20 protein-coding genes are annotated in these 25,005 nt (G+C 74.2%); 13 read left to right on the top strand and 7 right to left on the bottom strand.

Going from position 1 to position 25,005, the window contains the following annotated elements:
• Positions 1-75 precede the first annotated feature (75 nt).
• From ACIP5K_RS04670 to ACIP5K_RS04630, 9 genes are all read left to right on the top strand, one after another.
• The gene (locus tag ACIP5K_RS04670; RefSeq protein ID WP_401405281.1) at positions 76-969 is read left to right on the top strand and encodes an EamA family transporter; all 894 of its coding nucleotides are present in this window, start codon (positions 76-78) and stop codon (positions 967-969) included.
• A gap of 116 nt (positions 970-1,085) precedes the next feature.
• A complete protein-coding gene (locus ACIP5K_RS04665) occupies positions 1,086-1,892 on the top strand; it encodes a TIGR03084 family metal-binding protein (protein ID WP_401404876.1) in 807 nt (268 codons plus the stop codon).
• Positions 1,889-3,607 (top strand): acyclic terpene utilization AtuA family protein, encoded by a 1,719-nt coding sequence (locus tag ACIP5K_RS04660; protein ID WP_401404874.1) that lies wholly within the window; start codon positions 1,889-1,891, stop codon positions 3,605-3,607. Before ACIP5K_RS04665 ends, ACIP5K_RS04660 begins: the two co-directional genes overlap by 4 nt.
• Positions 3,562-5,202 (top strand): acyl-CoA carboxylase subunit beta, encoded by a 1,641-nt coding sequence (locus ACIP5K_RS04655; protein WP_401404872.1) that lies wholly within the window; start codon positions 3,562-3,564, stop codon positions 5,200-5,202. The genes ACIP5K_RS04660 and ACIP5K_RS04655 overlap by 46 nt, the downstream gene beginning before the upstream one ends.
• 8 nt (positions 5,203-5,210) lie before the next feature.
• Complete coding sequence (locus ACIP5K_RS04650) at positions 5,211-7,139, top strand: acetyl/propionyl/methylcrotonyl-CoA carboxylase subunit alpha (RefSeq protein WP_401404870.1); 1,929 nt, start codon at positions 5,211-5,213, stop codon at positions 7,137-7,139.
• Positions 7,136-8,302, top strand: a complete 1,167-nt coding sequence (locus ACIP5K_RS04645; protein WP_401404868.1) for an acyl-CoA dehydrogenase family protein — start codon at positions 7,136-7,138, stop codon at positions 8,300-8,302. Before ACIP5K_RS04650 ends, ACIP5K_RS04645 begins: the two co-directional genes overlap by 4 nt.
• A gap of 45 nt (positions 8,303-8,347) precedes the next feature.
• Complete coding sequence (locus ACIP5K_RS04640; protein WP_401405279.1) at positions 8,348-9,979, top strand: AMP-binding protein; 1,632 nt, start codon at positions 8,348-8,350, stop codon at positions 9,977-9,979.
• 15 nt (positions 9,980-9,994) lie between these two features.
• Positions 9,995-10,747, top strand: coding sequence for an enoyl-CoA hydratase family protein (locus tag ACIP5K_RS04635; protein WP_401404866.1), 753 nt, complete (start codon positions 9,995-9,997; stop codon positions 10,745-10,747).
• Positions 10,735-11,328, top strand: coding sequence for a TetR/AcrR family transcriptional regulator (locus ACIP5K_RS04630; protein WP_401404864.1), 594 nt, complete (start codon positions 10,735-10,737; stop codon positions 11,326-11,328). The genes ACIP5K_RS04635 and ACIP5K_RS04630 overlap by 13 nt, the downstream gene beginning before the upstream one ends.
• Before the next feature lie 49 nt (positions 11,329-11,377).
• On the opposite strand, the gene ACIP5K_RS04625 is transcribed toward ACIP5K_RS04630, so the two are convergent.
• Complete coding sequence (locus tag ACIP5K_RS04625) at positions 11,378-12,490, bottom strand: citrate synthase 2 (RefSeq protein WP_401404862.1); 1,113 nt, start codon at positions 12,488-12,490, stop codon at positions 11,378-11,380.
• Positions 12,491-12,762: 272 nt separating this feature from the next.
• Here ACIP5K_RS04625 and pdxH point away from each other — a divergent pair, with 272 nt between their 5' ends.
• The gene (pdxH, locus tag ACIP5K_RS04620) at positions 12,763-13,401 is read left to right on the top strand and encodes a pyridoxamine 5'-phosphate oxidase (RefSeq protein ID WP_401405277.1); all 639 of its coding nucleotides are present in this window, start codon (positions 12,763-12,765) and stop codon (positions 13,399-13,401) included.
• A 454-nt stretch (positions 13,402-13,855) separates the two neighbouring features.
• On the opposite strand, the gene ACIP5K_RS04615 is transcribed toward pdxH, so the two are convergent.
• Positions 13,856-14,719 carry an alpha/beta fold hydrolase gene (locus ACIP5K_RS04615; RefSeq protein WP_401404860.1) on the bottom strand — a complete coding sequence of 288 codons (864 nt, stop codon included), beginning with the start codon at positions 14,717-14,719 and terminating at the stop codon, positions 13,856-13,858.
• Between the two features lie 599 nt (positions 14,720-15,318).
• Positions 15,319-16,011, bottom strand: coding sequence for a metal-dependent transcriptional regulator (locus ACIP5K_RS04610; protein ID WP_401404858.1), 693 nt, complete (start codon positions 16,009-16,011; stop codon positions 15,319-15,321).
• A 287-nt stretch (positions 16,012-16,298) separates the two neighbouring features.
• On the opposite strand from ACIP5K_RS04610, the gene ACIP5K_RS04605 reads away from it, so the two are divergent.
• A complete protein-coding gene (locus tag ACIP5K_RS04605) occupies positions 16,299-17,066 on the top strand; it encodes an SIS domain-containing protein (protein ID WP_401404857.1) in 768 nt (255 codons plus the stop codon).
• A gap of 639 nt (positions 17,067-17,705) precedes the next feature.
• Here the strand turns inward: ACIP5K_RS04605 and ACIP5K_RS04600 are convergent.
• Positions 17,706-19,070, bottom strand: coding sequence for a PAS domain-containing protein (locus ACIP5K_RS04600; RefSeq protein WP_401404855.1), 1,365 nt, complete (start codon positions 19,068-19,070; stop codon positions 17,706-17,708).
• Positions 19,071-19,213: 143 nt separating this feature from the next.
• On the opposite strand from ACIP5K_RS04600, the gene ACIP5K_RS04595 reads away from it, so the two are divergent.
• The gene (locus ACIP5K_RS04595; protein ID WP_401404854.1) at positions 19,214-19,744 is read left to right on the top strand and encodes a DinB family protein; all 531 of its coding nucleotides are present in this window, start codon (positions 19,214-19,216) and stop codon (positions 19,742-19,744) included.
• A 304-nt stretch (positions 19,745-20,048) separates the two neighbouring features.
• Here ACIP5K_RS04595 and ACIP5K_RS04590 read toward each other — a convergent pair whose 3' ends face one another.
• The 3 genes from ACIP5K_RS04590 to ACIP5K_RS04580 are packed head-to-tail and all read right to left on the bottom strand — an operon-like array spanning position 20,049 to position 23,182.
• On the bottom strand, positions 20,049-21,638 hold the full coding sequence (locus ACIP5K_RS04590; RefSeq protein WP_401404852.1) for a transporter: 1,590 nt from the start codon (positions 21,636-21,638) through the stop codon (positions 20,049-20,051).
• Complete coding sequence (locus tag ACIP5K_RS04585; RefSeq protein WP_401404850.1) at positions 21,635-22,423, bottom strand: ABC transporter ATP-binding protein; 789 nt, start codon at positions 22,421-22,423, stop codon at positions 21,635-21,637. The genes ACIP5K_RS04590 and ACIP5K_RS04585 overlap by 4 nt, the downstream gene beginning before the upstream one ends.
• Before the next feature lie 48 nt (positions 22,424-22,471).
• A complete protein-coding gene (locus tag ACIP5K_RS04580) occupies positions 22,472-23,182 on the bottom strand; it encodes a bifunctional DNA primase/polymerase (RefSeq protein ID WP_401404849.1) in 711 nt (236 codons plus the stop codon).
• 303 nt (positions 23,183-23,485) lie between these two features.
• Between ACIP5K_RS04580 and ACIP5K_RS04575 the strand changes: the two genes are divergently transcribed.
• Positions 23,486-24,871 carry a transcriptional regulator gene (locus ACIP5K_RS04575; RefSeq protein ID WP_401404847.1) on the top strand — a complete coding sequence of 462 codons (1,386 nt, stop codon included), beginning with the start codon at positions 23,486-23,488 and terminating at the stop codon, positions 24,869-24,871.
• The last annotated feature ends 134 nt before the right edge of the window (positions 24,872-25,005 follow it).

Genomic DNA, 25,005 nt, shown 5'->3' with positions numbered 1-25,005 from the left:
TGCACTTGAAGAGGAATGAGGCCCGTGAACGGCTCGCGCACCGAACAAGCCCAGGCGCCCGCCCCGGAGGCCGCGCTGATCCAGCCGGGGACGGCCGGCGCGAAGGCGACCCGCCGGGCCGCCCTGGGCCCGGTCGGCCTGGTCCTGGCCGGCTGTGTCTCGGTGCAGTTCGGCGGCGCCGTCGCGGTGAGCCTGATGCCGCGCGCGGGCGCCGTCGGCGTGGTCACGCTGCGGCTCGTGGTGGCCGCGGCGATCCTGCTGATCGTGTGCCGCCCCCGGCTGCGCGGCCACTCGCGGGCCGACTGGGGCACCGTGATCGCGTTCGGCGTCGCCATGGGCGGCATGAACCTGCTCTTCTACCAGGCCGCGGCCCGCATCCCGCTCGGCCTCGCGGTGACCTTCGAGGTGCTGGGCCCGCTGGCCCTGTCGGTCATCGCCTCGCGCCGCGCGATCAATCTGCTCTGGGCGGGCTGCGCGCTCGCCGGTGTCTTCCTGCTGGGCGGCGCGGGCGACGGCCTCGGCGGACTCGACCCGGTCGGAGTGGCCTTCGCCGTCGCCGCGGGCGGCATGTGGGCGGCGTACATCGTCTTCAGCGCCCGCACCGGCCGCCGCTTCCCGCAGGCCGACGGGCTCGCCCTCGCGATGGCGGTGGCGGCCGTCCTCTGCCTCCCGCTCGGCCTGGTCGCGGCCGGCCCCAGGCTGTTCGACCCGACGACGATCCTGCTCGGCTCGGCCGTCGCGGTCATGTCCTCGGTCCTGCCGTACACCCTGGAACTGATCGCCCTGCGCCGCCTGCCCGCGTCCACCTTCGCGGTGATGATGAGCCTGGAGCCGGCCATCGCGGCCCTCGCCGGCTTCCTCGTCCTGAGCCAGGCCCTGTCCTGGGTGGAGGCGGCGGCGATCGCCTTCGTCATCGCGGCGAGCATGGGCGCGGTGCGCACCCAGGTGGGCCGCCGCGAGAAGGGCTGACCCCGCCCCTGCGGAGCGGCCCGGGGCAATTTCCATGCAAGCACGCTTGATTGTTTCCCGGGGCGCTGGCATGCTCCAGGCACGCCGCACATCGCCCTGCCCCGAGGGGAGCGCACGTGTCCGATCAGCCGTCATCGCCGTCCGTCTTCGACGATCTGCGCGACGAGAGCGAGGAGCTCGACCGGCTGGTCGCCGGGCTCGGGCCGGACGGATGGCGGGCACCGACGCCCGCGCCGCGCTGGACCGTCGCCCACCAGATCGCCCACCTCGCCTGGACCGACCACGCGGCGCTGCTCGCGATGACCGACCCCGACGCGTTCGCCGCGGAGGTCGGCAAGGCCCTCGCCGCACCCGAGTCGTTCGTCGACGACGGCGCCGAGGAGGGCGCCGCCCGGCCACCGCAGGACCTGCTGGCCCGCTGGCGGGCCGGACGGGCGCGGGTCGCCGAGGTGCTGCGGGCCGTGGCCGCCGAGAAGCGGAAGTTCCCCTGGTACGGGCCGCCCATGTCGGCCGCGTCCATGGCGACCGGCCGGCTCATGGAGACCTGGGCCCACGGGCAGGACGTCGCCGACGCGCTCGGCGCCGTGCGCGAACCCACCGACCGGCTGCGGCACGTCGCCCGGATCGGCGTCCGCGCCCGCGACTTCGCCTTCGGGGTGCGCGGGATGGACGCACCGCGGGAGGAGTTCCGCGTCGAACTCCTGCTGCCCAGCGGGCAGTCGTGGGCGCTCGGGCCCGAGGACGCCGCCCAGCGCGTCACCGGCGAGGCGCTCGGCTTCTGCCTCCTCGTCACCCAGCGCGCCCACCGCGACGACGTCGACGTGCGCGCCGAGGGCCCCGACGCCGACCGCTGGCTCTCCGTCGCCCAGGCCTTCGCCGGACCGCCCGGAGCCGGCCGCGCCCCCGGGGGAGCCCCGGCGTGAGCGGCCCCGGCACGCGGCGGCCCCTGCGGATCGGCAACGCCTCCGGGTTCTACGGCGACCGGTTCGACGCCCTGCGGGAGATGCTGGACGGCGGCCCCCTCGACGTCCTCACCGGCGACTACCTCGCCGAACTGACCATGCTCATCCTCGGCCGCGACCGCCTGAAGGACCCCGCACGCGGCTACGCCCGCACCTTCCTGCGGCAGCTGGAGGACTGCCTCGGGCTCGCCGTCGAGCGCGGCGTCAAGATCGTCGCCAACGCCGGAGGGCTCAACCCGGCCGGACTCGCCGACGCCGTACGGGAGCTGGCCGGGCGGCTCGGGATATCCGCCGCCGTCGCCCACGTCGAGGGCGACGACCTGCTGGCCACCGGCCGCTTCCCCGGCGCCCTCACCGCCAACGCCTACCTCGGCGGCGCCGGGATCACCGCCTGCCTCGCGGCGGGCGCCGACATCGTCGTCACCGGCCGCGTCACCGACGCCGCCCTGGTCAGCGGGCCCGCCGCCTGGCACTTCGGCTGGGCCCCCGACGCCTACGACCGGCTCGCCGGCGCCGTCGTCGCCGGGCACGTCCTGGAGTGCGGCACCCAGGCCACCGGCGGCAACTACGCCCACTTCACCCGGCACGACCCCGGCACGTTCCTGCGGCCCGGCTTCCCCCTCGCGGAGATCCACGAGGACGGCTCCGCCGTCATCACCAAACACCCCGGCAGCGGCGGCCTCGTCGACCCGGGCACCGTCACCGCCCAGCTGCTGTACGAGACCGGGGGCGCCCGGTACGCCGGACCCGACGTCACCGTCCGCCTCGACACCGTCGTCCTCGACGCCGAGGGACCCGACCGCGTCCGCGTCCACGGCGTGCGCGGCGAGGCACCGCCCCCCGACCTCAAGGTCGGCCTCAACCGGCTCGGCGGATTCCGCAACGAAGTGGTGTTCGTGCTGACCGGGCTCGACATCGAGGCCAAGGCCGACCTCGTACGACGGCAGATGGACCACGCGCTCGCCGCCGCCAGCCCGGCACCGGCCGACGTGCGCTGGGAACTGGCCCGCACCGACCGGCCCGACGCCGCCACCGAGGAGACCGGCAGCGCGCTGCTGCGGCTCGTCGTCCGCGACCAGCGGCAGGAGGCCGTCGGACGGGCCCTGAGCGGCGCCGCCGTCGAACTGGCCCTCGGCTCCTACCCCGGGTTCCACGTCACCGCGCCGCCCGGCAGGGGCGCCCCGTACGGCGTGTTCGAGGCCGCGTACGTGCCGCGCGCCGACGTCCCGCACATCGCCGTCCTGCCCGACGGCGAACGGCGCCACCTCCCCGTACCGGACGGCCCCACCCTGCCGCCCGCCCCCGTCCCCGCACCCGCCCCGCCCGCACCGCCGCCCCCCGGCCCCACCCGCCGCGCGCCCCTCGGCAGCGTCGTCGGGGCCCGCAGCGGCGACAAGGGCGGCGACGCCAACATCGGCGTCTGGGCGGACAGCGAGCCCGCCTGGCGGTGGCTCGCCCACACCCTCACCGCCGACACGCTGCGCGCACTCCTGCCGGAGACCGCCGGCCTGACCGTCACCCGGCACGTCCTGCCCCACCTGCGCGCCCTGAACTTCACCGTCGAGGGGATCCTCGGCGAGGGCGTCGCCGCGCAGGCCCGCTTCGACCCGCAGGCCAAGGGCCTCGGCGAATGGCTGCGCTCCCGCCACCTCGACATCCCGGAGGCCCTCCTGTGACCGCCCTGGCCAGCGCCCTGGACCCCCGGTCCGACGACTACGCCGACCGGCGCGCCGCCCTCCTCGGCAAACTCGCCGCGCTCGACACCGAGCACACCAAGGCGCTGGGCGGCGGCGGGGAGAAGTACGTCCGGCGGCACCGCGACCGCGGCAAGCTGCTCGCCCGCGAACGCATCGAGCTGCTGCTCGACCCGGACACGCCCTTCCTCGAACTGTCACCGCTGGCCGCCTGGGGCAGCGACTGGACCGTCGGCGCCTCCCTGGTCACCGGCATCGGCGTCGTCGAGGGCGTGGAGTGCCTGATCACCGCCAACGACCCGACCGTGCGCGGCGGCGCCAGCAACCCCTGGTCGCTGAAGAAGGCGCTGCGCGCCAACGAGATCGCGCACGCCAACCGGCTGCCCTGCGTCTCCCTCGTCGAGTCCGGCGGCGCCGACCTGCCCTCGCAGAAGGAGATCTTCATCCCGGGCGGCGGGATCTTCCGCGACCTCACCCGGCTGTCCGCCGCCGGGATCCCCACCGTCGCCGTCGTCTTCGGCAACTCCACCGCGGGCGGCGCCTACATCCCCGGCATGTCCGACCACGTCATCATGGTCAAGGACCGCGCGAAGGTGTTCCTCGGCGGCCCGCCGCTGGTCAAGATGGCCACCGGCGAGGAGAGCGACGACGAGTCGCTCGGCGGCGCCGAGATGCACGCCCGCACCTCCGGGCTCGCCGACTACTTCGCGCACGACGAGCAGGACGCGATCCGGCAGGCCCGCCGCGTCGTCGCCCGCCTCAACCACCGCAAGGCGTACGCCGATCCGCCGCTCGCCGAGCCGCCCGCGTACGACCCGGAGGAACTGCTCGGCATCGTGCCCGACGACCTCAAGGTCCCCTTCGACCCGCGCGAGGTCATCGCCCGGATCGTCGACGGCTCCGACTTCGACGAGTTCAAGCCGCTGTACGGGGCGTCCCTCGTCACCGGCTGGGCGACCCTGCACGGCTACCCCGTCGGCATCCTCGCCAACGCGCAGGGCGTGCTGTTCAGCGCGGAGTCGCAGAAGGCCGCCCAGTTCATCCAGCTCGCCAACCAGCGCGACATCCCGCTGCTCTTCCTGCACAACACCACCGGCTACATGGTCGGCAAGGAGTACGAGCAGGGCGGCATCATCAAACACGGCGCCATGATGATCAACGCGGTCTCCAACTCCCGCGTCCCGCACCTGTCCGTCCTCATGGGCGCCTCCTACGGCGCCGGGCACTACGGCATGTGCGGGCGCGCCTACGACCCGCGCTTCCTCTTCGCCTGGCCCAGCGCCAAGTCCGCCGTCATGGGCCCGCAACAGCTCGCGGGCGTCCTGTCGATCGTGGCCCGGCAGTCCGCCGCCGCCAGGGGACTGCCCTACGACGAGGAGGCGGACGCCGGACTGCGCGCCATGGTCGAGCAGCAGATCGAGACCGAGTCGCTGCCGATGTTCCTGTCCGGACGGCTCTACGACGACGGGGTCATCGACCCGCGCGACACCCGCACCGTCCTCGGCATCTGCCTGTCCGCGATCCACACCGCACCGTACGAGGGCGCCCGCGGCGGCTTCGGCGTCTTCCGCATGTGAGGGAACCCATGATCTCCACCGTCCTCGTGGCCAACCGCGGCGAGATCGCCTGCCGCGTCTTCCGCACCTGCCGCGACCTGGGCATCCGCACCGTCGCCGTGCACTCCGACCCCGACGCGGACGCCCTGCACGTGCGCGAGGCCGACCTCGCCGTCCGGCTGCCGGGCGCCACCCCCGCCGAGACGTACCTGCGCGCCGACCTCGTCGTGCGGGCCGCCCTCGACACGGGCGCCGACGCCGTGCACCCCGGCTACGGCTTCCTGTCCGAGAACCCCGCCTTCGCGCGCGCCGTCACCGACGCCGGGCTCACCTGGATCGGCCCGCCGCCCGGGGCGATCGAGGCGATGGCGTCCAAGACCCGCGCCAAGGAACTGATGGGCATCGCCCCGCTCGGCGAGGTCACCGCCGCCGACCTGCCCGTCCTCGTGAAGGCGGCGGCCGGCGGCGGCGGCCGCGGCATGCGCGTCGTACGGGACCTCGCCGACCTGGACGACGAGGTGAAGGCCGCCCGCGCCGAGGCCCTGTCCGCCTTCGGCGACGACGAGGTCTTCGTCGAGCCCTACGTCGAGGGCGGGCGCCACGTCGAGGTGCAGGTCCTCGCCGACACCCACGGCACCGTATGGGTGCTCGGCACCCGCGACTGCTCCCTCCAGCGCCGCCACCAGAAGGTCGTCGAGGAGGCGCCCGCCCCGGGGATCGACGCGCGCCTGGGCGCCGAACTGGCCGAGCTGGCGGGCCGGGCGGTGCGCTCGGTCGCCTACGTCGGCGCCGGCACCGTCGAGTTCCTCGTCGCCGACGGCACCGCCCACTTCCTGGAGATGAACACCCGCCTCCAGGTCGAACACCCGGTGACGGAAGCCGTGTTCGGGCTCGACCTCGTCGCGCTGCAACTGCGCGTCGCCGAGGGCGAGGCCCTCGACCCGCACCCCCCGGCGCCGCGCGGCCACGCCGTCGAGGCCCGCCTGTACGCCGAGGACCCGGCCGCCGGATTCGCCCCGCAGACCGGCACCCTGCGCCGGCTCGCCGTCCCCGCCGGGGTCCGGCTCGACACCGGCTACACCGACGGCGACACCATCGGCGTGCACTACGACGCCATGCTGGCCAAGGTCGTCGCCCACGCGCCCACCCGCGGCGCCGCCGTCAGCGCCCTCGCCGGCGCCCTCGAACGGGCCGCCGTGCACGGCCCCGTCACCAACCGCGACCTGCTCGTCCGCTCGCTGCGCCACCCCGAGTTCACCGCCGCCCGCATGGACACCGGCTTCTACGAACGCCACCTCGCCGAGCTCACCGCCCCCGACGAGGACCCGTACGCCCCGCTCGCCGCCGCCCTCGCCCGGGCCGCCGCGCCCTCCCGCTTCGGCGGCTTCCGCAACGTGCCGTCGCAGCCGCACACCAGCGGCTACCGCAGCGTGCCGCACGGCACCGGCTACGAGGTCGGCTACCGGCACACCCGGCACGGACTCGAAGCGGTCGCCCTGTCCTCCGTGCGGCGGGGCGCCGACGCCGAACCGGACGAGAGGACCGCCACCGTCCACGACGTCGCCGACGTCCGCGTCCTGCACGCCGCCCCGCACCGCGTCGTCCTCGCCATCGGCGGCGTACGCCGGACGTTCGACGTCACCGCCTACGCCGACGGCCGCGTCCACGTCGACGGCGCCGCCCTCACGCTCCTGCCCCGCTTCACCGACCCCAGCGAGCAGCAGGCCCCCGGCTCCCTGCTCGCCCCCATGCCCGGCACCGTCGTCCGCGTCGCCGAAGGACTCGGCGAGGGCGCGGCCGTCACCGCCGGACAGCCCCTGATCTGGCTGGAGGCCATGAAGATGGAGCACCGCATCGTCGCTCCCGCCTCCGGAACGCTCACCGTCCTGCACGCCCGCGTCGGCCATCAGGTCGAGATGGGCGCCCTGCTCGCCGTCGTCCAGGAGGAACAGTCGTGAACGCTCCCGTCCTCGAAACCGAAGAGCACCGGGCCCTGCGCGCCGCCGTCGCCGCCCTCGGCAAGCGGTACGGCCGCGCCTACATGACCCGCGTCACCAGTGCCGGCGGCCACCCCGAGGAGCTGTGGGCCGAGGCCGCCAAGCTCGGCTACCTCGGCGTCAACCTGCCCGAGGAGTACGGCGGCGGAGGCGGCGGCATCGGCGAACTCTCCATCGTGCTGGAGGAGTTGGGCGCGGCCGGCTCGCCGCTGCTGATGATGGTCGTCTCGCCCGCGATCTGCGGCACCGTCATCTCCCGCTTCGGCACCGAGGAGCAGAAGCGGGCCTGGCTGCCCGGGCTCGCCGACGGCAGCCGCACCATGGCGTTCGGCATCACCGAGCCCGACGCCGGATCCAACTCGCACCGGATCACCACCACGGCCCGCCGCGACGACGACGGGTCCTGGGTCCTCAACGGCCGCAAGGTGTTCATCTCCGGCGTCGACATCGCCGACGCCACCCTCATCGTGGGCCGCACCTCCGACGCCCGTACCGGAAACCTCAAGCCGTGCCTGTTCATCGTGGAGCGGGACGCGGCGGGCTTCGGCCGCCGGCAGATCGACATGGAGCTCCAGGCGCCGGAGAAGCAGTGGGAGCTGACCCTCGACGACGTCCGGCTGCCCGCCGACGCGCTCGTCGGCGACGAGGACGCGGGCCTGCTCCAGCTGTTCGCGGGGCTCAACCCCGAGCGCATCATGACGGCCGCCTTCGCGATCGGCATGGGCCGCTACGCCCTCGGCCGCGCCGTCGAGTACGCCCGCGACCGCACCGTGTGGAAGGCGCCGATCGGCTCCCACCAGGCCATCGCCCACCCGCTCGCGCAGGTCCACATCGAGCTGGAGCTGGCCCGCCTGATGATGCAGAAGGCGGCCACCCTGTACGACGCGGGCGACGACGTGGGCGCCGGTGAGGCCGCGAACATGGCGAAGTACGCCGCCGCCGAGGCCTGCGTGCGCGCCGTCGACCAGTCCGTGCACACCCTCGGCGGCAACGGCCTGACCCGCGAGTTCGGCCTCGCCTCGCTCATCACCGGCTCCCGCGTGGCCCGTATCGCACCCGTCAGCCGCGAGATGATCCTCAACTACGTGTCCCACCAGACCCTCGGACTCCCCAAGTCCTACTGAGCGCGCCCGAGCACGACTGACCTTCCACGACGAGGAGTTGGCATGGTGTTCCGGAGTGAGTACGCAGCGGTCGACGTCGTCGACGAACCCATCCACGACGCCGTGCTCGGCGGCGCCGCGGCCCGCGGCGACGCCCCCGCCCTCGTCGACGGCGTGGCCGGCACGACCCTCAGCTACGCGCAGGTCGACGGGTTCCACCGCAAGGTGGCGGCCGGGCTCGCGGCGGCCGGGGTGCGCAAGGGCGACGTCGTCGCCCTGCACAGCCCGAACACCATCGCCTACCCGGTCGCCTTCTACGGCGCCACCCGCGCCGGCGCCTCCGTGACGACCGTGCACCCGCTGGCCACCCCGGAGGAGTTCGCCGGCCAGCTCAGGGACAGCGCCGCGCGCTGGATCGTCACCGTCACCCCGCTCGCCGGCGCCGCCCGGCGGGCCGCCGAACTCGCGGGCGGCGTACGGGAGATATTCGTCTGCGACCCGGCCGGGGACTCCGGCCACCGCTCGCTCCTCGACCTGCTCGCCACCGACGCCCCCGAACCCCGCGTCGCCGTCGACCCCGCCGCCGACGTCGCCGCGCTCCCGTACTCCTCGGGCACCACCGGCAGCCCCAAGGGCGTCATGCTCACCCACCGCAACATCGCCACCAACCTGGCCCAGCTCTCGCCGATGATGCCGATGGGCCCCGGCGACCGCATCCTCGCCGTGCTGCCGTTCTTCCACATCTACGGCCTCACCGCGCTGATGAACGCCCCGCTGCGGCAGGGCGCCACCGTGGTCGTGCTGCCCCGCTTCGACCTCGACACCTTCCTCGCCGCGATCGAGAAGCACCGCATCAACGGCCTCTACGTGGCCCCGCCCATCGTCCTCGCCCTCGCCAAGCACCCGGCCGTCGAGGGCCACGACCTGTCCTCGCTGCGCTATGTCGTCAGCGCCGCCGCCCCGCTCGACGCCGACCTGGCGCGGGCCTGCTCGCACCGGCTCGGCCTGCCCCCGGTCGGCCAGGCCTACGGCATGACCGAGCTGTCGCCCGGCACGCACGTCGTCCCGCTGGCGGCCATGGACACCGCCCCGCCCGGCACCGTCGGCAAGCTGGTCCCCGCCACCGAGATGCGGCTCGTCTCCCTCGACGACCCCGCGCAGGACGTCGGCCCCGGCGAACCCGGCGAGATCGTCGTGCGCGGACCCCAGGTCATGAAGGGCTACCTCGGCAGGCCGGAGGCGACCGCCGAGATGATCGACGGCGACGGCTGGCTGCGCACCGGCGACGTCGGGACGGTGGACGCCGACGGCTGGCTGTTCGTCGTCGACCGGGTCAAGGAACTCATCAAGTACAAGGGCTACCAGGTGGCCCCCGCCGACCTGGAGGCACTGCTCCTCACCCACGACGGCATCGCCGACGCCGCCGTCATCGGCGTCACCGACGCCGACGGCAACGAGATCCCGAAGGCGTTCGTCGTCCGCTCCGACCCGGCGCTCACCGAGGCCGACGTCCTCTCCTACGTCGCCGCACGCGTCGCCCCTCACAAGAAGGTCCGCCGGGTCGCGTTCGTCGACGACGTGCCCCGCGCCGCCTCCGGCAAGATCCTGCGCCGCACGCTCAGAGAAGTCGGCGAAGCCAGTGAAGCCAGTGAAGCCGGCGAAGTCAGTGAAGTCGGCGAAGTCAGAGAAGAAGGGTGAAGGGAACCCACGCCCATGTCAGCCACGCAGCTCGTCCGGCACGACCGCACCCGCGGCGTCACGACCCTCACCCTCGACTCGCCCGGCAACCGCAACGCCCTGTCGACGGCCCTCGTCGCCGAACTGTCCGCGAGCCTGCGCCGGGCCGGTGAGGACGAGGACGTACGCGCCGTCGTCCTCACCCACACCGGCAGCACCTTCTGCGCGGGCGCCGACCTCAAGGACCCGCCGGACCCCGCCGCGCTCGTGGCCCTGCTGCGGGACATCGTCGCGCTGCCCAGGCCGGTGCTGGCCCGCATCGACGGCCACGTCCGGGCGGGCGGCCTCGGACTGGTCGGCGCCTGCGACATCGCGGCCGCCTCCGCCCGCGCCTCCTTCGCCTTCACCGAGGTGCGCATCGGGGTGGCGCCCGCCGTCATCTCGATGCCGCTGCTGCCCCGCGTCGACCCGCGCGCGGCGGCCCGCTACTACCTGACGGGGGAGCGGTTCGACGCGGCGGAGGCCGCCCGCATCGGGCTCGTCACCCTCGCCGCGGACGCGGCCGACGGCGTCGACAGCGCCCTCGAACCCCTCCTCGACGGGCTGCGCCGGTCCGCTCCGCAGGCCCTGGCCGAGACGAAACGGCTGCTCACGGTTAAGGTCCTTCAAGCCCTCGACCGGGACGCGGAGGCGCTGACGGCCCTGTCCGCACGGCTGTTCGCCTCCGACCAGGCCCGGGAGGGGATGACCGCCTTCCTCGAACGACGGGACCCCGCATGGGTGCTGTGACCCCGCCCAAACAGGACCGCTCGCGCGCGACGCGGCGCAGGCTCCTGGAGTCCGCGGTGGCGTGCCTGGCCGAACGCGGCTGGTCCGGCTCGACCGTCTCCGTCGTCGCCGAGCACGCCGGGGTCTCCCGGGGCGCCGCCCAGCACCACTTCCCGACCCGCGAGGACCTGTTCACCGCGGCCGTCGAGTACGTCGCCGAGGAACGGTCCACCGCGCTGCGCGGGCTGCGCCCGCGGGGGCGGGCCGAAGCCGTGGCGGCCCTCGTCGACCTGTACACCGGCCCGCTGTTCCGCGCCGCGCTGCACCTGTGGGTCGCCGCGTCGCACGAGCCGCAGCTCGGCGGGCGCGTCGTCGACCTGGAGGCCCGGGTCGGCCGCGAGACCCACCGCATCGCGGTGGAGCTCCTCGGCGCCGACGAGGCCGTGCCCGGGGTGCGGGAGGTCGTGCAGGGGCTGCTCGACATGGCGCGCGGGCTGGGCCTCGCCAACCTCCTGACCGACGACACGGCCCGCCGGGCCCGGGTCGTCACGGAGTGGACGACCCTGGTGGACCGGGTCCTCGCCCCGCCGCCCCGGGCCTGACGGCCGGTACCGCTCTCGGCCCGCCGGCCCGCCGGCCCGGCAGCCCCGGCTACCGGGCGATGTCGGCGTATCCCGAGATGTCGCGCGGCGAGCGGGTGCCCGGCCCCACATAGCGGGCCGAGGGCCGCACCAGCCGCCCGGTCCGCTTCTGCTCCAGGATGTGCGCCGACCAGCCCGCCGTCCGCGCGCAGGTGAACATCGACGTGAACATGTGCGCCGGCACCTCGGCGAAGTCGAGCACGATCGCCGCCCAGAACTCCACATTGGTGGCCAGCACCCGGTCGGGCCGCCGCGCGTGCAGCTCGGCCAGCGCGGCCTTCTCCAGCGCCTCGGCGACCTCGAACCGCGGCGCCCCCAGCTCCCGGGCGGTCCGGCGCAGCACCCGCGCCCGCGGGTCCTCGGCCCGGTACACCCGGTGCCCGAACCCCATCAGCCGCTCACCCTTGTCCAGCGCCTGCCTGACGTACGCCTCGGCGTCCCCGGTCCGCTCGATCTCCTCGATCATGCCGAGCACCCGCGACGGCGCCCCGCCGTGCAGCGGCCCGGACATGGCGCCGACCGCCCCCGACAGCGCCGCCGCCACGTCGGCGCCGGTGGAGGCGATGACCCGCGCGGTGAACGTGGACGCGTTCATGCCGTGCTCGGCGGCCGACGTCCAGTAGGCGTCGACGGCGGCGACGTGCTTGGGGTCCGGCTCCCCGCGCCAGCGGATCATGAACCGCTCGACGACCGACTGGGCCTTGTCGATCTCGCTCTGCGGCACCATCGCCACACCCTGCCCGCGCGCCGACTGGGCGACGTACGACAGCGCCATGACGGCGGCCCGCGCCAGGTCGTCGCGGGCCCGCCGCTCGTCGATGTCGAGGAGCGGCTTCAGGCCCCATACGGGCGCCAGCATCGCCAGCGCGGACTGCACGTCGACCCGGATGTCACCGGAGTGGACGGGGATGGGGAACGGCTCCGCGGGCGGCAGCCCGGGGTCGAAGGCGCCGTCGACCAGCAACCCCCACACGTTCCCGAACGACACATGGCCGACCAGTTCCTCGATGTCGACGCCCCGGTACCGCAGGGAGCCGCCCTCCTTGTCCGGTTCGGCTATCTCCGTCTCGAACGCCACGACGCCTTCGAGGCCGGGTACGAAGGAGGGGTCGAAGTCGGACATCAGGCGGCTCCTCAGATGCGTGGACTGTGCTGACTGGAATGTGCGGGCAGGGGCGCGGATGCGCGGTCGCGGCTGACTCGCGCTCCGGGTCGGTCTTCCCCGTGATGCCCCGTGGGGGAGGCTGCTCAACCGTTTCGGCTCTTGGAATGTAGCCCTCGGTGCCACACTTGGCGAGAGGTCGCGGCACTCAGTGCCATGTCTCACTCCGCGTGCGGCCACGGCGGGCCGTCCGGCAGGATGACGCCGTGAACGACACCCCTGACCCCGCCGGCATGCGGGAGCAGTACCGCGCGCCCGACGGCGGCCTGCACGCGTCCGATCTCGCCCCGCACCCCATGCGGCAGTTCACGCGCTGGTTCCAGCAGGCGGCCGCCCCCGGCTCGCCGCTGGCCGAGCCGAACGCCATGGTGGTCTCCACCGCCGACGCCGAGGGCCGCCCCAGCTCGCGCACGGTCCTCCTGAAGTCCTACGACGACGAGGGCTTCGTCTTCTACACGAACTACGGTTCCCGCAAGGCCCGCGAGCTGGCCGTGAACGCGTGGGTCGCGCTGCTCTTCCCCTGGCATCCGATGGGCCGGCAGGTCCTGGTGACGGGCCTCGCGGAGCGGACGTCGCGGGAGGAGACCGAGGCGTACTTCCACTCCCGGCCGCACGGGTCGCAGCTCGGGGCGTGGGCCAGCGACCAGTCCGCCGTGCTCGACTCGCGGGACGAGCTGGACGCCGGGTACGCGGAGCTGGCCCGGCGCTATCCGGTCGGGGCCGCGGTGCCGGTGCCGGATCACTGGGGCGGGTTCCGGGTGCGGCCCGGCACCGTCGAGTTCTGGCAGGGCCGCGAGAACCGCCTCCACGACCGTCTCCGCTACACCCTGACCCCCCCGACCACCTGGCACCTCACCCGCCTCAGCCCCTGACCCCCGCCACGGCGGGGGCTGATCGCGCAGTTCCCCGCGCCCCTGGGTCGTTCTTCGGGTGCGCCACGGTGGGGGCTGGTCGCGCAGTTCCCCGCGCCCCTGGAAGCGAGCTCCGCTCGCCCAGGGAGGCGCGCGGAGCGCATGCTTCACGCGGAGGGAGGCGCGCGGAGCGCTGCCTCTGGGGGAGGCTGCGCGCAGCGCATGCCTCAGGGGCGCGGGGAACTGCGCGAGAAGCGGCCACCGGGCCGCGCTGGACGAACGGCCCAGGGGCGCGGGGAACTGCGCGAGAAGCGGCCACCGGGCCGCGCTGGACGGACGGCCCAGGGGCGCGGGGAACTGCGCGAGAAGCGGCCACCGGGCCGCGCTGGACGAACGGCTCAGGGGCGCGGGGAACTGCGCGAGAAGCGGCCACCGGGCCGCAGGCGACTAACCTCCGCGGTTGCGGGAGAGGGGGTCAGAGGTCGGTCAGCACCCCGTCCAGGAACGGCTCGATGGCGGCGCGCCACGCCTCGGGCTGGTCGTAGTGGACGAGATGACCGGCATCAGCCACTTCGGCGTACTCCCCCCTGGGAAGGACCCGCACCATCTCCTGCGCCTCCGCCCGCCCCAACTGCCCGTCGAGCCCCCGCAGCACCAGCGCCGGACACCGCACGGCCGCCAGCTCCTCCCAGTGCGCGTCGAACACCCACGTGGACCGCGCGGCGAGCATCTGACGCCGCGAGAAGACGGGCCGCCACCCGTCGCCGGACTCCGTCATCACCTCGGCGTAGAACTCCCCGCGCGCCGGATTCGGCCGCTCCACCCACGGATCGTCCTCCCCGAACCACTTGCGCACGTCCCCGAGCGTCGAGAACGGCAGCGGCCACGCCTTGAACCAGTCCTCCCACTCCCGCTGGGACGCCGCCCCCAGCGCGGAGGCCCGCATGTCGCAGATCACCAGCCCCCGGACGAGATCGGGGCGCCGCGCGGCCAGTTGCCAGGCCGTCAGCGCCCCCATCGAATGCCCGATCAGCACCGCGGGCTCCAGCCCGAGCTGCACCAGCGCCGCCTCCGCGTCGAGCACGTACGCCTCGCGGTCGAAGGGGCCCTGCGCCGGTTTGTCGCTCTGTCCGTGTCCGCGCTGGTCGAGGGCGACCGCCCGATGGCGCTCGGCCAGCCAGCGCGCCGTACCGGCCCAATGGGACGCCCGGCCCATCAGGCCGTGCAGTAACAGCACCCCCGGCCCGCGCCCCGCCTCGGCCGCCTTGGGAGGGTCCGCGTACTCCCAGGCCGCCAGGCGGATCCCGCCCGCTCCGGTCACGTCGATGCGCCGCGCCATAGGCTCCGGCACCCCCTTGTGGTCGCGCCTGCAGTCGCGTACCCCCGCACGCTATCGAACTCTTTTTCGAAAGCGCGGTGCTCTCCGGCAACACCCCTCGTTCGAGTGACAGCGCTCAAGGAATGACCGGCGCCACCGAGGGGATCTCTTCCTCGGGGGGCGGACCGCTCGGGGAAGACGGTCCGAAGGGAATGACCCTGGGAGCTCGGGGCTCCGGGTCAGGACCGGGGAGGGCAGGCCCCGGCGCCGCGAGGCGCCGGGGCCCTCTGCGTATCGGGCGGGGCCGTCCGCCGGGCCGGGCCGCGCCCCCGGTCCGCCAGCCCGTCGCGCCCCGAACGGCCGGTCCATCCCAGGCCCCCTCCGGTCATATGCCTCACGCGACAGCCTTGCACGCACAGCGTCGGAGCGCTGCGATTCCGCGCACTGAATCCGGCTTTCTGCGTGAACTCGCGGCATCCGCGAGGGGGACGTCAACTCTCCTCCGTACCACGGGAGTTGACGAAAGGCCACGGGGCGTCGACGCGGGCGCTCCCGGCGCCCCGGGCGTCACCCGGAGCGCGCCCCGGCGCCCGCCCCCCGCACCCGCCGGAGTACGCCGGTCAGCGCTTCGCCACGAAGACGTGCGAGGCGGTCTCCGACTCCAGCTCCGCCGCCTCACCGCTGCTGCCCACGAGCACCCCGCCCGGCGACTGCGTCACGCTGACCACCGAACCGGGCTGCACGCCCGCCCGGCGCAGCGTGTACATCAACTGCGCGTCCGTCTGGATCGGCTCGCCGATGCGGCGGACGACGACCGTCATGCCGTCGCCGCTCGCGTCCAGATCGGCGAGCGAGACCATGCCCTCGTCCAGGAACGGGTCGGCGCCGTCCTTCTCGCCCAGCTCCTCCAGGCCCGGGATCGGGTTCCCGTACGGCGACTCCGTCGGGTGGCGCAGCAGCTCCAGCACCCGCCGCTCCACCGCCTCGCTCATCACGTGCTCCCAGCGGCAGGCCTCCGCGTGCACCTGCTCCCACTCCAGGCCGATCACGTCGACCAGCAGACACTCGGCGAGCCGGTGCTTGCGCATGACGCGCGTCGCCAGCCGGCGGCCCTCGTCGGTCAGCTCCAGGTGCCGGTCGGCGGCGACGGCGACCAGGCCGTCCCGCTCCATCCGGGCCACGGTCTGGCTGACCGTCGGGCCGCTCTGGTCGAGCCGCTCCGCGATCCGGGCGCGCATGGGGACCACACCTTCCTCCTCCAGCTCGAGGATGGTGCGGAGGTACATCTCCGTGGTGTCGATCAGTCCGGACATACGTGCCCCTCGTATAGCTGTGTAGCTACGCGGCAGCCCCGCTGGCTGGCCGCACAGCGCGTGCGCTGGCCCTGACGTCAATTCTGACGCATACCGCTGACAACCGTGCCGTGCCAGGGGAACCCCGGGGAAACGCGGGGTCCGGCGCGCTCCGGGGGTGTAGTGCCGGGGCGTGTCCGGGGGTGTATTGACACAGCCCTGGTCCAGACCGCACGGTGATCCGCGACACAGAGCAGGGACGCGCGAGCAAGGACGCGCCCGACCGTCCGACCCAAGGGGCTACGCCGATGAGCGACAGCAGCACACTGGCCGCACAGTACCTCGACGCCTCCATCGCCCTCCTGGAGCGGGTCAGGGACGAGGAGGGGGCGAACATCGCCGCCGCCGGCACCCTGCTCGCCGACACCGTCGCGGCGGGCGGCCGGCTCTTCGCGTTCGGCGCGGGCCACTCCTCGCTCGCCGCGCAGGACGTCGTCTACCGCGCCGGGAGCCTCGCCCTGATGAACCTCCTCGCCGTGCCCGGCGCGGTCGGCGTCGACGTCATGCCCGCCACGCTGGGCTCCGCCCTGGAGCGGGTGGACGGGCTGGCCACGGCCGTCCTGGGCGCCAGCCCCGCGCGGGCCGGCGACGCCCTGGTGATCATCTCCCTGTCGGGGCGCAACGCGCTGCCCGTCGAGATGGCCATGACCGCCCGCGCCCGGGGCCTGAAGGTCATCGGCGTCACCTCGCTCACCTACGCCACCGGGCCCGACGCGCCGACCTCCCGGCACGGCTCGGGCACCTTCCTGCGCGACCACTGCGACGTGGTCCTGGACTCCAAGATCGCCGTGGGTGACGCCGAACTCACCTACGAGGGCGTCGACGCGCCCTTCGCCTCGGCGTCCACCATCACCACCAGCGCCCTGATGCAGTCCACCCTGGCCACCTGCGCCGCCGTCCTCGCCGACCGCGGGGTGCAGCCTCCGCTGCTGCGGTCGGGGAATGTGGACGGGGGCCTGGCCTGGAACGCGCAGGTCTTCGACGACTACCGGGACCGAATCTTCTACCAGCACTGACCAGCCCCCCCTTTTTTCTCCCCACCCCACACGCCCCCGCCGTGCCAGACCGCGCAGTAGGGTGCGGCTCTCGTCCTGGCTGATCGCGCAGTTCCCCGCGCCCCTGGGTCGTCTTCCATGCGCGCCACCGTCGTGGCTGGCCGCGCAGTTCCCCGCGCCCCTGAGATGCGCACTGCGTGCGCCATCTCATCGGAGAGGCGCACCACCGCCCCACCCCTCAGGAGAGGCGCACCACCGACCCACCCCTCAGGAGAGGCGCACCACCGTCCCGCGCCCGGGAGAGGCGCGCCACTGTCCCGCCTCCCAGGAGAGGCGCGCGAAGCGCAGCCTCAAGGGGAGGCTGCGCGTCAGCGCATGCCTCAGGGGCGCGGGGAACTGCGCGAGAAGCGGCCACCGGGCCGCAGGCGAAGAACTGCCCAGGGGCGCGGGGAACTGCGCGAGAAGCGGTCACCGGGCCGCGGGCGAAGTACCACCCAGGGGCGCGGGGAACTGCGCGAGAAGCGGTCACCGGGCCGCGGGCGAAGTACCACCCAGGGGCGCGGGGAACGGCGCGAGAAGCGGTCACCGGGTCGCAGATGACGGACTGCCCAGGGGCGCGGGGAACTGCGTGAGGAGTCCCATCGGGCCGCGGATGTGGGGTCAGCGGGTGGAGAGGTCTACCGCGGCGGCGATCAACCCGGCCACACTCTCCGCATACATGGCATCCCCCCGCTCGAACCGCACCCGACTCCCACCCCGCAAAAACGTCACCACCCCCAGCGTCCGCCCCCGACTGCGCAACACCGCGCACAACGCGTGCCGCGTCCCCTCGGGCCACTGCCGCCCCGCGGCCCAGCCGATCTCGTCGTCGGTGCTCGCGGCAGCGGCCCGCACCGAACCCGCCCGCTCCACGCACTGCACCGCCGGATGCCCCGCCGCATACCGCACCGGCAGCGCCCCGCGCGTCACCAGCAGCCCCGGCCCGGGCGACCCCGACGGCGTCGCCGCCGCCCGCACCAGCCGCACCGGCTCCTCGCTCGCCAGCAGATCGATCACGGCGTGATCGGCGAACCCGGCGAGCGCGAAGTCCAGGTGCACCGTCGCCGCCTCGGCCGGATCCTCGCACTCGGCGGCGGCCCGCGCGGCCCGGTGCAGCTGATGCGCCCGGAACCGCAGCTGCGCCGCCTCCTGCTCGGTCTGCTTGGCCTCCGTCACGTCCTGGAACAGCCAGCCGACCCCCAGCGGCACCGGCTCCTCCGCGAGCGGCGAGGCGAGCCGCACGAAGCCGCTGCGCCAGCACCGCCGCTCCTGCCGCACCGCACCGGCGCCCGCCCCTTCGGCGGGGACCCGCACCGTCACCCACACCTCCATCGGCGACGGCGGCGCCCCCTCCGACAGCACGTGCGCGAGGGCGCCCTCCAGCTCCTCCACCCCCTGGGAGATCAGCTCGCCCAGCGGCCGGCCCAGCACGGCGGTGCGCCCGGAGCCGAGCGCCCGCGCCGCGTGCCCGTTGACCACGGCGGGCCGCAGGTCGGCGTCGACGAGCACCACGCCCCACGACGCGTCCTCGAACAGCGCCTCGCTGAGCGCGATGGACCGCTCCAGGTCGATCTGCGCGTGCACCTCGCTGAAGGCGCAGTACACCCCGGCGGGCTTGCCGTCGGGCCCGCGCACGGCGGCCGACTGGGTCCGTACGAGGACCCGGCCGCCCTCCTTGGTGACCAGCGCGAACTCGTGGACCTGCCGCCCCGGGCCGTGCATGGCGGCCAGCAGCCGCTCCTGGATCTCCTCGGCGTCGGCGGCCCGCACGGCCCAGCCCGCGAAGCCCTGCCGCCCGACGGCCTCCGCCGCGGACCAGCCGAGGATCCGCTCGGCCTCCCGGTTCCAGTGCGTCACCACACCGTCGGCGTCGAACGCGCAGAGCGCGGCGTCCATCCCGTCGAGCAGCGCGGCCAGCAGATCGGCCCCGTCGGGCTCCTGCGGCCCCAGCTCATCCGTGGTTCCCTCACGCCGTGAAGCACTCACCTGGCACCCCCCGCAGGCTGTGTCGGCGTCCTGCTCCGATCATTGAACTCGAACGTGACACATCCCACACGTAGTTCTGTCAACTTCGGAGAAATCGAGCGGCAGGTGGTTTCAGGTGAGCGCACGTGACCAGCATGCAACCCATGACCGAACTCCGCGCAACCCCCGACGGCCGTCCGATCCCGCCACCGCTCGCCGACGAACGCGCCACGCTGTTCGCCTGGTTGGAGTTCCAGCGGGCGACATTGGCCCTCAAATGCGACGGCCTGACGGACGCTCAGGCCCGGATCGCCGGCGCCCCGCCCTCCCCGCTCACCCTCCTCGGCCTGGTCCAGCACCTGGCCGAGGTCGAACGGAACTGGTTCCAGCGGGTCTTCGCGGGCCGCACCGTCGCCTCGGTCCACGAGACCCCCGACACCTTCGCCCTCACCGCCGACCGCACCCTGGACGACGCCCTGGACCGGTGGCGCACGGAGATCGACCAGGCCCGCGCGCTGACCGCCGACGCCGACCTCGCCACGACCTGCGCCCTCACCGACCGGGAGGCCGCCCACCTCGGTGCGGAGTCGGTCTCGCTGCGCTGGATCCTGACCCACATGATCGGCGAATACGCCCGGCACAACGGGCACGCCGATCTGCTGCGCGAGGCCGTGGACGGCGTGACCGGAACCTGAGGAACAGGAACCCGAAAAACCGGTTGAGGCCGGGCGCACGGCTCCCTAGGCTGTGGTGCACAGGCTGAAAGGAGGTGGTTCGGAGCATGTACGCACACCGGACGTCTGAGGTGACTGCGGGCTAGCGGCCCGACGTCGCATCACGTATTCGGCGCCGGACCATCCGCGAGCCACCAGCGCGCGGCCGGCCCAATCCCAAGCAGTCACCCGACCCGCGAGCCGCCGGTACGTCCGGCCGGCTTCCACCCGTTCCGACGGGGGGAACCACGGCTCGCGGGTCGTCTGCGTGCGCGGCCCGTGCCGCTCAGCCCTTGCTGACCGCGGCCAGGATCTCCGGCAGCCGGTCCGCCGTGCGCGGGGCCGCCAGGCGCAGCCCCAGCTGGGTCAGCGCGGCGCCGTACGCCGCGCCGGCCGGCAGCAGCGTCCACGTCCAGCCGTCCGCGCCCGTCGCGTGCAGGGCGACGGTGAGCGCGATGACGGGGGCGCACAGCAGGGCCGCCGCGACCATGCCGCCGAAGATGGCGATCCACGCGAGCCCCGCCTGGCCGGGCGCGACGTTCTTGTAGCCCTCCTGCGGGATCGAGTACGGGAAGCGCGCCGAGGTCCAGGCGCCCGTGGCGAGCATCGCCCCGAGCAGCGCGAAGGACAGGCCGAGCGTCTCCGGCAGGGCGTGCCAGGCGCCGAGCAGCGCCGTCGTGAGCACCGTGACCACGGCCGCGTACGGCAGGGTGATCAGCAGCAGCGCCAGCGTGCGGGCGCGCAGTTCCGCGTAGGCGTCCCGGGCGGACGCGATGGTCATGGCCACCATCCAGAACGCCGAGGTGTCCTGGCCGAACTGGTTGTACATCTGGATGCCGAGCATCCCGGCGGCGAAGCACGCGAAGTAGACGGAGCCGGTGCCCTGGAGGGCGTTGAAGACCGGCACGATCAGGCCGATCGCGAGCGAGGTGACCCAGGCGGCCTTGGTCTTCGGGTCGCGCCACACGTAGCGCAGGCTGCGCTCCATGACGGTGCCGGTGCGGCCGCCGGGCAGCAGGCGGGGGCCGGTGCGGCGGGGACGCCGGGACGGTTCGGCGGCCTGGAGGGTGGAGCCGTCGGGCGCGGTCATCAACCGGTCCAGGGACCGCCGCCACAGCACCAGCAGCACGGCGGGCGCGGCCGCGCAGAGGGCGAGCTGGGCGAGCGCCGTGCCGTAGGAGCCGCGGCCCGCCGAGTCGACCGCGCCGATCGCCGACGCGGGCGGCACCCAGCGCAGCACCCGCCCGGCCGGTTCGAGCGCGTCGACGCCGCCCTGCGAACCGAGCCTGCGGACGCCGAAGTTGACGAGCTGCGCGCCGACCGCGATGACGAGCCCGCTGAGCACGGCGAGGTCGCGGCCCTTGCGGCTGGTGAGCAGCCGGATGTTGGCGGCGGCCACGGTGCGGGCCAGCGCGACGCAGGTGAGCAGGGCGAGGGGCACGGCGACGACGGCGGTCACCGCGCCGGCCGGACCGCGCGCGGCGGCGTATCCGGCGCCGCCGAGGACGCCCAGCGTGCACAGCGGTCCGATGCCGACGAGCGAGGCGACGAGCAGCCCGCGCACCAGCGGGTCGGTGCGCAGCGGCAGCATCACGAGCCGGGTCGGGTCCAGGGTCTCGTCGCCGCTGGGGAAGAACAGCGGCAGCACCGCCCAGCCGACGGCGAGCAGCAGGGCGAGCAGCACGCCGACGGTGGCGGCGTGCGCGTTCCCGTGCAGGAGGACCAGGCCGAGCAGGACCAGGGCGGTGAGCAGCGCCACGACGGCGGCCGAGGCGAGATAGGCGGCGCGCCGCCCGCCGGACTGCCGCAGTCCGCCCCGCAGCAGGGCGAGCTTGAGCCGGACCAGGGTCCCGGTGAGGGACGCGGCGCCGCTCACGCGGGGGTCCCGGGCCGGTTGCCGAGCCAGTCGAGGGTGTCGCCGTCGGCGCGGCCCCGCGCCCCGACCAGCTCCAGGAACGCCTCCTGGAGGGATCCGGCGGAGCCGCGTACGTCGGCCAGCGGGCCCTGGGCGCGGATGTGTCCGGCCGCCAGCACCGCGACCCAGTCGCACAGCGACTCGACCAGCTCCATGACGTGCGAGGAGAAGACGACGGTGGCGCCGGAGCGGGTGAACCGTTCGAGGACGCCCCGGATGGTCTGCGCGGACACCGGGTCGACGCCTTCGAAGGGCTCGTCGAGGAAGAGGACTTCGGGGTTGTGGAGGAGCGCCGCCGCCAGGCCGATCTTCTTGCGCATCCCCGTGGAGTAGTCGACGACGAGCTTGTGCTGGGCGGAGGCCAGGTCGAGGACGTCGAGCAGCTGTCCGGCGCGCTTGTCGACCTCCGCGCCGGGCAGCCCGCGCAAGCGCCCGGTGTAGGCGAGGAGTTCGCGCCCGGAGAGCCGTTCGAAGAGGCGCAGGCCCTCCGGCAGGACGCCGATCCGGGCCTTCACCGCCGCCGGGTCGGCCCAGACGTCGTGGCCCGCGACGTGGACGGTGCCCCGGTCGGGGCGGAGCAGCCCGGTGGCCATGGAGAGCGTGGTGGTCTTGCCCGCGCCGTTCGGCCCGACCAGACCGATGAACCGGCCCGCGGGGAGCGTCAGTTCGATCCCGGCGACCGCGGTCTGCCGTCCGAACGACTTCCAGAGGTCATGTACGCGTACGGCCGCCGCTGCCTCGGTCATGAGCGCACCCTACGTGGGACGGGCCGCGGCCCCCAGGAGGCGCCGCGCCTACGGCCTGCTCTCGCGCCCGCAGGCGTACGCCAGGGGCGAGATCAGTTCCTCGGCGTCGGGCAGCCAGCGGTTGGCCGCGGTGGGCCGGCACGCCCACTGCACGGCGCCGCGGCTGCCGAAGCGGGTCGGGGGAGCGGCGACGAAGGCGCCTTCGCCGAGGGCCACCAGGTCGAGCGAGGCGGGCGGCCAGCCCAGTTTCCGTACGAGGTCGGGGACCTTCGGGGTGGCGCCGGGCAGCACGAAGAACTGCATGCGCCGGTCGGGGGTGCAGGTGACCGGGCCGAGGGTCAGTTCCATGCGCTCCATGCGGGCCAGGGCGAGGAACCCGGCGGTCTCCGGCACGTCGATCGCGTCGAACGTGCGGCCGGTGGGAAGGAGGATCGAGGCCGTCGGCTGCTTGGACCACAGGCGGCGGGCGACGGTGGCGCTGCCGGTCGCCTGGGTCGCCCAGTCGGGGCGCGAGGGGTGTGCGCCGGGGCGCGCGCACGAGAGGTCGCCGCACGAGCAGTGCTGGACGCCGTCGTCGAACTCCAGCCACGTGCCGGGGAACACGTCCCAGTGCCGTTCCTCCGCGTACCGCACGGCCGAGTCGAGCAGGGATTCGCCGCGCTGCTGGGGGATCTGGCCGGAAACGCCGGCGGGGGCGGCGGGGGCGGCGGGGTCGACGGGTGAGATGACGTCCGATGTGCCTGCGATGGTCTCTTCCACGTGGTTCTCAACTCCCGCCCCTCCCTCGGGTTACGGGCGCACGTAAGGAGGAGCCGGGAGCATCGTTCCCGCATGTGGGGCGCATGGGTGCACGGGTGGGGGCGCGCATGGGCAGCGGCAGCGGGGGCCGGGTAGCCAGGGACCAGAAGAGGAGCGGCGAGGGGGAGGACGCCCGCGAGGGCTATGCATTTCGTACCCGTTTGTGATGCATCTTCCGTTTGTCCTGCGGGCATCGATCCACCGATGCCAGTGACGATCTGACGATCTAGTGACCAGGTTCCTGGGGACAGCAGGGGGTACGCCATGGCCGCACGGCCACTCGTAGCGCGACAGCCCAACGAACGGCTGCAAGCACTCATCCAGGAGGCCGGCTGCTCGAACGCGGGCCTGGCCCGGCGGGTCAACATGTGCGGGGCGGAGCACGGCCTCGACCTGCGCTACGACAAGACGTCCGTGGCGCGCTGGCTGCGCGGGCAGCAGCCGCGCGGGCGGGCGCCGGGCATCATCGCGGAGGCGCTCGGCCGCAAGCTCGGCCGGACCGTCACGATCGACGAGATCGGCATGGCCAACGGCAAGAACCTCGCGTCCGGCGTCGGCCTCCAGTTCTCGCCGACGGTGCTCGGCGCCATCGAGCAGGTCTGCGAGCTGTGGCGCAGCGACGTGGGCCGGCGGGACTTCCTCTCGGGGTCGTCCGTCGCCTCCTCGGCGCTGGTCGAGCCGAGCCGCGACTGGCTGATCTCGGTGCCGGACTCGCAGGTGGCGCGGACGGCGGGGCCGCGCGTCGGCGCCTCCGACGTGGCTGCGGTCAAGGCGATGACCCAGGCGCTGACCGACCTCGACCACCAGTACGGCAGCGGACACGTCAGGCCCGTGGTGGTGCACTACCTGAACAGCGTGGTCAGCGGGCTGCTCGCGGGCTCCTACCGGGAGGCCGTGGGGCGCGAACTGTTCGCGGCCGTCGCGCGGTTGACGGAGCTGGCCGGATACATGGCGGTCGACACCGGCCAGCCGGGCCTCGCCCAGCGCTACTACATCCAGGCGCTCAGGCTGGCCCAGGCGGCGGGGGACCGCGGCTACGGCGGGTACGTACTGGCCGCGTCCATGAGCCACTTGGCGGCCCAGCTCGGCAACCCGCGCGAGATCGCCCAGCTCGCCCGCGCGGCTCAGGAGGGGGCGCGCGGGCGTGTGACGCCGCGCGCGGAGGCGATGTTCCACGCCGCCGAAGCGCGCGGCCACGCCCTGCTCGGGGACGCGCGGGCGGCCCAGAACGCGGGCGGCCGGGCCCTCGCCGCGATGGACCAGGCCGACGCGCGCTCCGGCGACGACCCGTCCTGGATCGCCCACTTCGATCCGGCCTATCTCGCCGACGAACTCGCGCACTGCCACCGGGACCTGGGACAGGCGCGGGAGGCGGCGCGGTGCGCGCAGGAGTCGCTGGACGGGCACCCGCTGTCACGGGCCAGGCGCCGCGCGATCGGGCTCGTGCTGCTCGCCACGGCGCAGGTGCAGCAGCGCGAGGTGGAACAGGCCTGCCACACGGGACTTCGGGCCGTCGAGCTGCTGGGCACGCTGCGCTCGAACCGCGGCGCCGAGTACCTGGACGACTTCAAGGAGCGGCTCGAACCGTTCCGGGAGGAGGCGGTGGTGCGGGAGTTCGGGGCGCGGGTGGAGCTCCAGGCGGCCGCGTAGACCCGGTGGGACCACGGCGCCGCGGCGGCCGGTTCTGTTACTCCCGTCACGGGGGAGGCGCCCGAGATCTGAGCTGCGTAGCACGGGCGTGCGAGGACCCGGTAGCGTGAGCCGACGATTCCGCAATCAGTTAT

This window comes from Streptomyces sp. NPDC088785 (genome assembly GCF_044750685.1).
In the GTDB taxonomy this organism is placed as follows: domain Bacteria; phylum Actinomycetota; class Actinomycetes; order Streptomycetales; family Streptomycetaceae; genus Streptomyces.
This window is presented reverse-complemented; position numbering and strand designations above follow the sequence as displayed.